Genomic DNA, 10200 nt, shown 5'->3' with positions numbered 1-10200 from the left:
AGCCCAACCAACCGTTCGAGCGAAGACATGGCGACGGAGATGCTTGCTGAGGTACGAGTTCAAGACCCAAGGATGACACGCATCCCCGCCGCACAGCCCCTTTATACAGCAACGGCAACGTACAAGGATGAGGTATATTGGAGGGTGCCGCGGCTTAGCTCTCTCTTCTCCTCAACGGGGTCCGGGTTGGAGTGAGGGGGTCATCGGGACGAAAAGAGGGACCAACATCTGTCGACCCCCCGTTTTTGCCGACGCAGGCAACAGATCCCGATTCAGGTGTTCAAGCCGCCATCCACTGTGAGGATGGTGCCGGTGATGTGCCTTGCAGCAGGGCTTGCGAGGAAAGCCACAGCAGCCGCCACATCTTCCGGCTCGCCATAACGGCCAAGTGGGATCAGGGCACGCTGGAAATCGGCGAAGTCGCCATCGGCGGGATTCATATCGGTGTCGGTCGAACCCGGCTGAACGAGGTTTACGGTGATATCGCGAGATCCGAGTTCCCGCGCGAGGCCGCGGGTAAACGAGTGGAGCGCGGATTTTGTCATGTAATAGACCGTGCCGGTGTCGCCGACGATGCGTTCGGCGCCGACCGAGCCGATGGTGATGACGCGGCCTCCCGCCTGCAGATAGGGAATGGCGGCCTGCGAAGCGAGCAGAGGCGACCGCACATTGACATCCAGCAGCGCATCGATCTGCTCGACGCTGACGTCGGCGATCGCACCGTAAAGCGCGATTGCGGCATTGTTGACGAGAATGTCGAGACCGCCAAGTGCCTGGGCGGCCTCGTCGACCGAGCGCTTCACGGCCGCCGGATCGGCGCTGTCGGCCTGGATGGCAAGCGCTTTGCGGCCCTTGCCCTCGATCGCTCGGACGACTTCGGCGGCGCGATCGGCCGAACGCTCATAGGTTATGGCGACATCCGCGCCTTTGTCGGCAAGCGCCAATGCGATGGCGGCACCGATGCCACGCGAGCCACCTGTGACCAGGGCACGCTTTCCAGCCAGTTCTGTCATGATCTTCTCTTTCTGTAGTGATCGACACATAAATAGCTAGGCACGTTGCGATGGGGTGTCAATGGGTTTATATAATGATCGATGCAAAAATCGGATGAGACCTCGAACGTCGATGAAACCCCGACCCGCGGGCGCGGACGGCCGCGGGCGTTCGATCGGGAAGCAGCCTTGGCGCAGGCGACCCGCCTGTTCTGGATCAAGGGCTTCGAGGCGACCTCGATCGCCGACCTCACCGAGGCGATGGGGATCGGATCGCCGAGCCTTTACGCGGCATTCGGCTCGAAAGAGGCGCTCTATGCCGAGGCGCTGCGCCACTATCGCGACAACAACGAGGCGCTCGTCTGGGGAGGCTTCTTTTCCGCGGGCACGGCCCGTGAGGCGGTGAGGTCGTTTCTGATGGATTCGGCCGCTGCCCTGACCGGCTGTGTCGTGGATATTCCCCGCGGCTGCATGGTGGCGCTCTCTTCGGTCGGCAGCGAGGGCCATGTGGAACTCGGCGAACTCGTGCGAGCCGCCCGCGCCGTCACGCTCGACCGCCTGAAGCTGCGCCTGAACCAGGCGATATCAGAGGGCGAAATTCCCGTCTCGACCGACGTCCATGCACTCGCCCGTTTCGTCCAGACCGTTCAGAACGGCATGTCGATCCTGGCCCGCGACGGCGCGACCCGCGGCGAACTGGAGGCAGTCGCCGAGCTCGCCATGCTGGGTTGGGACACTCGAACCGGGGCTGCTGAACTCAGGCGAGGCTGATCGCGTTTCGAATATTGTTACGCGGATCCTCGTGTGTCACCTTTTGGTCAGTCGGTCGCGGCAGCTTCAGTGGGATCGCGGGAGCAACTCTGCTCGCATCGGCCAAGCCGAGGCGCAACGTTCCGGAAGCACGCGAAACGGTTACGGAAAGGTCGAGATGCGCCGGACCGCCCGCTTTCTGAACCGCATGGCTGTCGAGGCAATCTTTTTCACGTCAAACTTCGTCACAAAGCCTGGCGCAGGTTGACGTATGCAATGCAGACCTGTTACAGGTATGCAACGCATACCTCAAACGCTGGCGAGGATAGATCAACATTGATCGGAAAATTCGAAGAACTGACGCTCCTCGCGCTCCTTAAGGCCGGAACACACGCACCGGCGGCAAAGGTTTATGGGGTATTGGAAGCAACACAGGCGAAGGTCGCGCCGTTCGCGGCTCTTTATACAGCCCTTGATCGCATGGTGAAGAAGGGCTTGATTTCTGAAACGAAGGATGAAACCGACAAGCGCTCCAGACGCCTCTTTACGATCACTGGCGAGGGTCGACGTGCACTTGACGAGGCCGTAAATGCAACGCAAGCCTTAAATGCCTACGGCGGCAAGATCGTCTTTGGAGGTCGCAATTGGGCATAGCGTTTCTGACAGAGCTATCTCGGCGATGGCCTTGGAATGACCGGCGAAGCGACGAAGAGATATTAGGCGAAGCGCGCAAAGAGCAGCAAAAGCTCGACGCAACGCTGGCGCGTCTGGATAAGCTTTCCGAGAAACTCCATCGGCAAGAAGACGACATCAGAAAGACTCGCCTTGAGCTGAAGCAAAAGCGACAGAGTGCGCAGTATCCGCACAGCTTTTTCTTCCATCTTCTGCTGCCGGCTCGGGTCGCCGGCGATTTTCTGATCAATCTTGAAACTATATTCATAGAAATCTGGCTCCCCCGTTACGGCCACCGGAAATCGTGCTGGTTGTGGCAACGCAATTGCTGGGGCATGGTGGTTCATTATTGGTTCGACACAACAATGCTTGTGGTCGAACGGATTCGTAAGGTTATTTGGTAGGGGAATAGGCATGACGGATTTCGAAAGTGTAATCCGAGGGGCAGTTGATGAACTGTCCGAATCCTCCCTTGAAACACGCCGCCTCGTCTATGATAAGGCGAGACGGGCAGTGGGGCGTCAACTGCGGAGCATGAGGCCTAGCCCTTCCCAGGCTCTGCGCCTCCGGCAGATGCACAGGTTGGAAAGCGCAATCCTCGCAGTTGAAGTTGATTTTCGGCAGCTTCCTCAGATGAACGGAAAAGGTGGGCAATTTCTCTCGAGGCTTCTACCCGCTTCCATCGCAGCTGACTTCCTTGAGAACCTAGATCAGGTAAGCACTGAGATTTGGGTTCCCCGCTATGGTGCCAATCACGCGAAATGGCTTTGGTGGCAACAAATCATCGGCATGGTCCTTCGTTATTGGGCAGAAAAAGCAGTGTCCTTCTTCTGGCGCCTTTCGTCGCTAATATTGAAATGATCAGTTAGCGCATATGTGCAATGGTAGAAGACTGCGCGAGTATCGCCTTGACGAGGCGATGAACGTTAGAAAATCCAGTTCTCTCCTGGCGATCGAACTCACCTTTTTTGACGGAATTGACCAGCTGATCCTCGACTTTCTAAATCGAAGCGACAAGCTTCGTCCAGGAGAGTCGAAGTACTATGCATTGTGTTCTTTGGTCAGGACCCAACTGGTCAAGTCTTGCAATAACATGCTGCGCCACCACGTCGGCGACGCCTTCGCGGCCATGAGATTGGCGACCGATGCCGCCTTGTTTTCGCTCTTGATGTCTCACGGTATGCTCTCGGAGGATGACTATCTGACGAGCCGGCGGGCGCGCGACGATGCAGTGAAGCTGCTCGGTCGACGGATCAAAGCCGGCGATTCATTTCCTCCGATCTTTTTGGCGGTCAGACAAGTTCGCTCGGAACACAGCAGTCATGCACATGCAGATCCGATTGCCTTGGCAAACCGCATAAGGCACCTGCCGGACGGATCGATCAAATATAGCGGCTTCCAAACGATGGATGATCCGAATGATTTCCGCTATTTCTTTATGGGCATGCTCTGGGTTGGTGGAATGTGTTTTCGAGGATTCCTGCATGTACAGGAGACTGAATTCGCCGAAGATATCTCACCATTTCTTATGCGCCTGAATGATTGGAAGGCAGCGCTCCAGACCCGTCGTCGTGCAATCGGCGTCTTTCCTGAGCGGGGCAACGACGAAGGATTTTAGATAAGGCGATGCCTTATCCGAAGGGTCAGTGACAGCCCCAGCTCAAACAGTCTCGTCGCCACTCGAAGTCTTTCAGATCATATCGGCTCATGTTGCAGGTGGATCAGACGGCACAAAATTGCGCAAGCTGGTGCTGGGAGGGCGGGAGAAACCCCTTTACATCTCTCGAAGCCCCAGCTGATCCCCTCGCCAAGTCTTACCTCCCGGCTTGGCTGAGAGCGCCACCTGTTTAGCTCGACGGCTCAGCCCGCACGAGTTATGGGCTCACTACCAAGATCCTGTAAACGGCCGCGGCGATGATTTCGAAATCCCAAACGCAACTGGAACGCGACGCGGTCGGATTTCGCTCATCGCAGGGCGCCAATCAGCGTTTTATGTTGTGGACTGCCTTCTGCGTCTTGGCTGATGAGAGACACCGTCTCGAAGATCACTTCGATCATGACGTCATTGAAAGATATAAGCCAAAGTCGTGGATTGAGGACCGTCCATTTGGCTGTCTCCTCACCGCCAATAATCTCATTGAAAGCCCACGGATTGACCGGGTACCTGCACTCTCTCAGGCCGTGAACGTTCATGGGCGTTATTCGAAAGTCGATAACTTCACCAAATTTGAGCACGACATTGTAGCCTCCCTCGCGCGCAGAGGCCTCATAACACATGAAAGCGTCGTTCCCATCGTACAGCACTGCAGGATTGGCAACGGTTCCTATCTGGGGGTAGGCCTCTTGGGGACTAGATACTTGCATGGTTCCGTCACGTACCTATCGATGAAACGTCGCGACACGGTTCGACTTAATCAGCCATCTTGTCAACGCGGCGCGAACTGTAACAGTTGACCAGCTGATCTTCCGGCCGTTGCCGTGTGTTCTGCGTGATCGCTCACACCGTCCTGAACGATCAAATCTCCCCAGCCGATGGCCCCCACACATCCGTCAGCGCAAAACCGTTCGGATGCGGGTCAAAGGGGTCGAGCGCTACCTGGGTCAGGCCGAAGGTGAAGCCGCGGCCGGTGATGGTGGGGATGACGGCGGGGCGGCCGGCCACCTCGGTCACCGCCTGGAGGCCGACTTCGAATTCGGAGCCGATGATCGACTTCGAGGTGAAGGTGTCGCCGACCTTGGCCTTGCCGCGGGCATAAAGCGTGGCGAGATTGGCGGAGTTGCCGGTGCCGCAGGGCGAGCGGTCGGCCCGGCCCGGCCACATGGTGGTGCAGGTGCGCACCGTGCCATCGACTTCGGTATCGCGGAACATGACATAGGCGACGCCCGAGATCGCCGGGATCTCGGGATGGACGACCTTGATGTCGCGGTTGATCAGCTCCTTGAGGATCATGCCGGCCTGGACGAGGCCGGCGGCATTGGCCTTCTCGATCGTCAGACCGATCTGGCTGACATCAACAAGCGCATAGAAGATGCCGCCATAGCAGATATCCGCCTTGATCCTTCCCCAATGCGGCGTGTCGATTGCGACATCGAGCTCATGCACGAAGGAGGGCACCATGGTGAGCCTGACCTTTTCGCAGCGCCCGTCGCGGCAGGTCGCCGTCGCCTTGACGAGACCGGCGGCGGTTTCGAGTGTGACTGTTGTCTCCGGCTCCTTCATTTCGACGATGCCGGATTCCAGCAAGGCCGTGGTGACGCAAATCGAGTTCGAGCCGGAGCTCGCATGCGCCTGGTCGGGCTGCAGGATGATGAAGGCGGCGTCGGCCTCCGGGTGCCGTGCCGGCAGCAGCAGGTTGACCGAGCCGATCGGCGCGCCGCGCGGCTCCAGGCAAAGGAAGCGGCGCAGTTCGTCGCCCTTCGGATCGGTGTTCAACCAATGCAGCTGGGCGGCGATGGTCTCGCCGGGGATCTTCGGCACGCCGCCGATCGCGACACGGCCGATCTCACCTTCGGCGTGGACATCCAGCAGTTGGATCGTGCGCTTCCATCTCATATCGAAAACTCCAGATCAGACGTGACGGGTGACGCCGCCATCGACGCGGATATTCTGGCCGGTGATATAACCCGCGCCGTCGGAGAGCAGGAAGGCCGCGGTCTTGGCGATCTCCTCCACATGGCCGATGCGCTTCATCGGCACCTTCTCGGCGGTCTCGGGCTTGTGGTTGAGACTATCGATATAACCCGGCAGGATGCAGTTCATGCGGATATTGTCGGCCGCATAACGATCGGAATAAAGCTTGGTGAAGGCGCCTGCAGCGGCGCGATAGGTGCAGGAAACCGGGAAGACCAGCGACGGCTCATAGGCCGCAAAAGTGGTGATGTTGACGAAGGCGCCCTTGCCCTGTTTCAGCATGACCGGCGTCACCAGGCGGGCCATGCGCACCAGCGACAGGATCATCATGTCGGAACCGAGCGTCCAGTTCTCGTCTGAAATATCGAGCAGGTCGCCCTTCGGCGGATGGCCGCTCAGGTTGACGACGGCATCGATGCGGCCATAGGTCTTCATCGTCAGGTCGAAGATCGCCTTGAGATCCTCGGCCTTTTCGGCCACGCCGCGCGAAGCGACGCCGCCAAGTTCAGCCGCCAGCTTCTCGCAGCTTTCCGAAGGCGACATCAGCGCCAGCCGATAGCCCTGGGCGGAGAGCTCGCGGGCGATCGCCTCGCCCATGCCGCGGCCGCCGCCGGTGATCAGCGCTACGGGTTTGGTGGTATCGGACATCGGGGCCTCCTAATAACGGTCTATGCGGAACGGGGTCATATCGAGGGACGGTTTGAGCCCGGTCACCATATCGGCGATCACCAGCGCTGTCGTTGCCGAAAAGGTCAGGCCGAGATGGCCGTGGCCGGTCGCATAAAAAACGCCGGGCAGTTTCGACGACGGCGAAATGATCGGGATCGTATCGGGCAGCGCCGGACGGTGCCCCATCCATTCCGTCGTCTCCTCGACCTTCAGGCCGGGCAGCGCGCGCTGGGCATGGCGCACCAGCACCCGCGGACGGCGGAAATCGGGCGCGGCATCGAGGCCGGCGAGCTCGACATTGCCGCCAACCCGGATGCCGCCCGCCGTCGGCGTCACCATGAAGGCGCGATGCGGCCAGATCACCGAATAACGCATCGCGATGCCGGGCTTCATGATCTGCGTGTGATAGCCGCGCTCAGTTTCGAGCGGGATCGGCTCGCCGAGCTTTTCGGCGAGGAAACGGGTGTGGACGCCGGCGGCAAGCACGACCGAACCGGCCTCGATCCGCCTGCCATCCTCGAGGAGAACGACGGCCGTGCCATCGCCCCTGCGCTCGATATTCCTGACAGTGCCGGAGACGAAGGTCGTGCCCGCAGCCTTTGCGGCATCGGCGAGTTTGACCACCAGCTTGTAGGGGTCGCGGATCGACTTGTTGTCGGGGAGCAGTACGGCTTTGGCGATCGCCGGTGACAAAGTGGGTTCGTAATGTTGGATGGCGCCGTTGCTCAAAACCTCGAATTCGAGGCCGTAGCGCTGCATCATGGCGAGATGGCCACGGTCGGCGGCAAATTCCGCCTCGGTCTCGTAGATCGCGAGACAACCCTCCTCGGTCATCAACTCGGGTGCGCCAATCGCCTGGAGCATATGCCTGAAATCGCCGAGCGCCCGGTTCGACAGGCGCATGCCGGCATCCTCGATCTCTCGGAGCCGCGAGGGCCGGCCGGCAGCGAGGAAGCGCAGGAACCAGGGCAGCATCCTGGCGGCATAGGAGGGCCGCAGCCAGACGGGACCTTCCGGATCGAGCAGCCAGCCGGGGATCTTCTTCCAGGTCGAAGGGCCGGAACCGGCGGCAAAATCGAGCGCGATGCTCGCCATATTGCCGAAAGAGGTGCCGCGACCCGGCTCGCCCTTGTCGATCAGCGTTACATCAAACCCGCGCCGCTGCAGCTCGAAAGCGATCGAGGCGCCGATCACGCCTGCGCCGACGACCGCTACCGTCTTCTTCGTCTCATCCGCCATGCCATCAACCCATCGCACGGCAGACAAAATTGCCGTCGTGAATCTGATATATCACATCAAGATGTGATGCCTAGAGAATTTCCGTTTTTTCCGAATCACGGAAATTCTCTATTTCTTTGTTTTTTTCGCAATTCCGAAACGCAAAACCGCTGTGCACTTTTGCTGGAATTGCTCTGTGGAATTTTTACTGGCTTGCCGGCAGGCCGGCGCCGACGCTGTCGCCGACCGAACCGACGGTATTGTTCATCGACTGGCCGAGACGTTTCAGCTGGGCATCGTAGTTGCGCCGGGTGCGCGGATCGAAGATCGCAATCGGCGTGCTGACGGCGACGCTGACGGCACTTCCGGCGGTCTGGGCAGCCCCCATCGCCACGGCGCCGACGGCCTCGCCGAGGCCGACATTGGAATCGGTGATCGTCTGGCCGGCAATCAGCCGGTCGCCGATCAGCTTCACCACTTCGGGGCTTTCGGCGAACTTGCCGTGGTTCAGCCGGTCGCCGCCCTTGAGCTTGGTGAGGTCGAGCACGGTGATGCCGGCCGCTTCGAGCTTGCTGCGATAGGGTTCGACGGAAGGATCGATCTGGCCGAGCCGGTCGACATTGCCGGAGATGCGCCGCGACAGCGCCAAAGCGCGATCGTCCTGCGAGACGAAGATGGTGAAGTGCGGCCTTTCCTTGCCGAGGCTGGCGAACTGGCGGCCGAAAACGTCGACATCGAGATCCGGCGAAGCGAGGATGACATTGTTGATCTTCGAGGCGACATGACCGTTGCGGATCGCCATCTGCCGCAGCGCTTCGACGGTGAGCCAGGTGCCCATCGAATGGGCCATGATGGTGACGTCGCTAACGGCGGGATTGGCGGCGGTGCGGGTCAACAATTCCTCCAGCGCGTCGCGGGAATAGTTGGTGCTTTCCTTGTCGTAATTATAATCGAAGATGCTGCCGCGCGAAGGCCAGGTGAAGACGACGGGCGCAACGTCGGCATGCGAATCGTGGACGATCTGCGCGAAGCGGTAGACGGCATCCTCATAACGATTGTTGAAGCCGTGGACGAAGACCAGTACGCGGCGGCTCTTCGGCATATGGGACTTCAGCCACGTCTCGCCGGCCCGCTCGCCTTCCAGCGGATCGACAGAAACTGTGACGAAATCGCGCAGCGGATCGGCCGGCAGGCGGCTTGGCCATTGCACCTGGCCGACCTTGCGATTGGCTTCCGGCGGAATGGAGACGTCGACGGCATTGACGGCAAGCCCGGTGCCGCGTTCGCCGGAGAAAAGCACGGCGGGATTGTCGTCGGCAGCGCGCGTCGTCGCGACGAGCAGGTCGACCTTGGAGGTGCCGGGGGCCGCGGTGCCGGCCGCCTGCATGACACCGACCGGCCTGCCGCCGCAGCCGGCGAGCGCCATCGTTGCAATCAGAAGACCTGTCAGAGCCGCGGGCAAGCCGCCTCTTTTGCCGATCATGACCAAACTCCAATCGGTTCACGCACCGGACAGGCGGCGCCCGTTCAAATAGTCCGACGAGGCTTGCCGAGTCAAACCGCGGGCGGTGGAAGCCTTTGTTTTGCGCAATCCCTCGTGAAAACGCAGGACTGGCGTTGCGCGGATCGGCAACCGATCGATTTCGATTTAGGGCGGAAGATTTGGGGAGAAAAGAAAAAAGCCCGACGCGGGAGGAGGTGCGCCGGGCTCTTGATCCTGACTGACAACTGGGAGGAGGAGTGTTGTCAGTCCGATGTAAGAGCGCTGGGAGGAGGAGTGCGCTGCTTACGAAGATAGTAATAGCCAATTCTTTTGATTCGGAATAGCGAAAATACCGCAATGCAGCAATGCGCTAGATGCAAGGCTTGCCCTCAAAATAACAGGTATCCGCCTCATTTTGCAGCATGTTTGACCAGATGGTCAAAATTATGCCGAAAATTGTGGCCCTCTCGGATCGCCGATAGACTCGCCCCTCATCCGCCTGCCGGCACCGACCGGGGTCGAGCCACGGGTCTCGACCCGTCCTTCGGACCCCCGCTCGCGGGGCGAAGGGGATATGCCGCACCCTCTCCGTTCCCCACCCACCCATCGCACCATCGCAGGGCACGTCCCCTCGCCCCGTTTTTACGGGGAGAGGGTGAGGGTCATATGCGCTAGGTTTAGCCCTGGACATAAGGAATCTGGTTGTGATTCAAGCTTTGGATGAAGATTCGTCCTGAGGTTTTGGATCATTGGCCGGAAGTGCGCGAGCGGCTTCCGGCGGGTTT

The 10200-nt window shown here is 59.8% G+C and carries 11 protein-coding genes; 4 read left to right on the top strand and 7 right to left on the bottom strand.

Annotated features, from left to right (window positions below):
* Window positions 1-272 precede the first annotated feature (272 nt).
* A complete protein-coding gene (locus ACM5SV_RS36425; protein ID WP_012755856.1) occupies window positions 273-1013 on the bottom strand; it encodes an SDR family NAD(P)-dependent oxidoreductase in 741 nt (246 codons plus the stop codon).
* 81 nt (window positions 1014-1094) lie between these two features.
* Between ACM5SV_RS36425 and ACM5SV_RS36420 the strand changes: the two genes are divergently transcribed.
* Both ACM5SV_RS36420 and ACM5SV_RS36415 read left to right on the top strand, forming a co-directional pair.
* Window positions 1095-1763, top strand: a complete 669-nt coding sequence (locus tag ACM5SV_RS36420) for a TetR/AcrR family transcriptional regulator (protein WP_222018372.1) — start codon at window positions 1095-1097, stop codon at window positions 1761-1763.
* Window positions 1764-2078: 315 nt separating this feature from the next.
* Entirely contained in the window at window positions 2079-2396 is a 318-nt protein-coding gene (locus tag ACM5SV_RS36415) for a PadR family transcriptional regulator (RefSeq protein ID WP_222018373.1), read from the top strand.
* Between the two features lie 62 nt (window positions 2397-2458).
* On the opposite strand, the gene ACM5SV_RS36410 is transcribed toward ACM5SV_RS36415, so the two are convergent.
* Window positions 2459-2761 carry a hypothetical protein gene (locus tag ACM5SV_RS36410; protein ID WP_222018374.1) on the bottom strand — a complete coding sequence of 101 codons (303 nt, stop codon included), beginning with the start codon at window positions 2759-2761 and terminating at the stop codon, window positions 2459-2461.
* A gap of 67 nt (window positions 2762-2828) precedes the next feature.
* On the opposite strand from ACM5SV_RS36410, the gene ACM5SV_RS36405 reads away from it, so the two are divergent.
* Together ACM5SV_RS36405 and ACM5SV_RS36400 are read left to right on the top strand one after the other, a co-directional pair.
* Window positions 2829-3275 carry a hypothetical protein gene (locus ACM5SV_RS36405; RefSeq protein WP_222018375.1) on the top strand — a complete coding sequence of 149 codons (447 nt, stop codon included), beginning with the start codon at window positions 2829-2831 and terminating at the stop codon, window positions 3273-3275.
* A gap of 58 nt (window positions 3276-3333) precedes the next feature.
* The gene (locus ACM5SV_RS36400; protein WP_222018376.1) at window positions 3334-4032 is read left to right on the top strand and encodes a hypothetical protein; all 699 of its coding nucleotides are present in this window, start codon (window positions 3334-3336) and stop codon (window positions 4030-4032) included.
* A 347-nt stretch (window positions 4033-4379) separates the two neighbouring features.
* Here the strand turns inward: ACM5SV_RS36400 and ACM5SV_RS36395 are convergent, their stop codons facing one another.
* From ACM5SV_RS36395 to ACM5SV_RS36375, 5 genes are all read right to left on the bottom strand, one after another.
* Entirely contained in the window at window positions 4380-4691 is a 312-nt protein-coding gene (locus ACM5SV_RS36395) for a hypothetical protein (protein WP_260690488.1), read from the bottom strand.
* Between the two features lie 238 nt (window positions 4692-4929).
* Window positions 4930-5967, bottom strand: a complete 1038-nt coding sequence (locus ACM5SV_RS36390; protein WP_017995909.1) for a 4-hydroxyproline epimerase — start codon at window positions 5965-5967, stop codon at window positions 4930-4932.
* A 15-nt stretch (window positions 5968-5982) separates the two neighbouring features.
* Window positions 5983-6693, bottom strand: coding sequence for an SDR family oxidoreductase (locus ACM5SV_RS36385; RefSeq protein WP_017995908.1), 711 nt, complete (start codon window positions 6691-6693; stop codon window positions 5983-5985).
* Between the two features lie 9 nt (window positions 6694-6702).
* On the bottom strand, window positions 6703-7953 hold the full coding sequence (locus ACM5SV_RS36380; protein WP_026157558.1) for an NAD(P)/FAD-dependent oxidoreductase: 1251 nt from the start codon (window positions 7951-7953) through the stop codon (window positions 6703-6705).
* A gap of 184 nt (window positions 7954-8137) precedes the next feature.
* On the bottom strand, window positions 8138-9415 hold the full coding sequence (locus tag ACM5SV_RS36375; protein ID WP_012755850.1) for an alpha/beta hydrolase: 1278 nt from the start codon (window positions 9413-9415) through the stop codon (window positions 8138-8140).
* Window positions 9416-10200: the final 785 nt, after the last annotated feature.

It is taken from the genome of Rhizobium sp. CRRU65, assembly GCF_048551595.1.
Classification (GTDB): domain Bacteria; phylum Pseudomonadota; class Alphaproteobacteria; order Rhizobiales; family Rhizobiaceae; genus Rhizobium; species Rhizobium leguminosarum_J.
Note: the sequence above shows the minus strand (reverse complement) of the source record. Positions and strands in the feature narration are given on the sequence as shown.

Bases quoted from the DNA above. Each gene is read 5' to 3' on its own strand.
- ACM5SV_RS36385 (WP_017995908.1), bottom strand. From the start codon at position 6,693: ATGTCCGATACCACCAAACCCGTAGCGCTGATCACCGGCGGCGGCCGC.
- ACM5SV_RS36395 (WP_260690488.1), bottom strand. From the start codon at position 4,691: ATGTGTTATGAGGCCTCTGCGCGCGAGGGAGGCTACAATGTCGTGCTC.
- ACM5SV_RS36400 (WP_222018376.1), top strand. From the start codon at position 3,334: ATGAACGTTAGAAAATCCAGTTCTCTCCTGGCGATCGAACTCACCTTT.
- ACM5SV_RS36380 (WP_026157558.1), bottom strand. From the start codon at position 7,953: ATGGCGGATGAGACGAAGAAGACGGTAGCGGTCGTCGGCGCAGGCGTG.
- ACM5SV_RS36375 (WP_012755850.1), bottom strand. From the start codon at position 9,415: ATGATCGGCAAAAGAGGCGGCTTGCCCGCGGCTCTGACAGGTCTTCTG.
- ACM5SV_RS36425 (WP_012755856.1), bottom strand. From the start codon at position 1,013: ATGACAGAACTGGCTGGAAAGCGTGCCCTGGTCACAGGTGGCTCGCGT.
- ACM5SV_RS36420 (WP_222018372.1), top strand. From the start codon at position 1,095: ATGCAAAAATCGGATGAGACCTCGAACGTCGATGAAACCCCGACCCGC.
- ACM5SV_RS36405 (WP_222018375.1), top strand. From the start codon at position 2,829: ATGACGGATTTCGAAAGTGTAATCCGAGGGGCAGTTGATGAACTGTCC.
- ACM5SV_RS36410 (WP_222018374.1), bottom strand. From the start codon at position 2,761: ATGAACCACCATGCCCCAGCAATTGCGTTGCCACAACCAGCACGATTT.
- ACM5SV_RS36390 (WP_017995909.1), bottom strand. From the start codon at position 5,967: ATGAGATGGAAGCGCACGATCCAACTGCTGGATGTCCACGCCGAAGGT.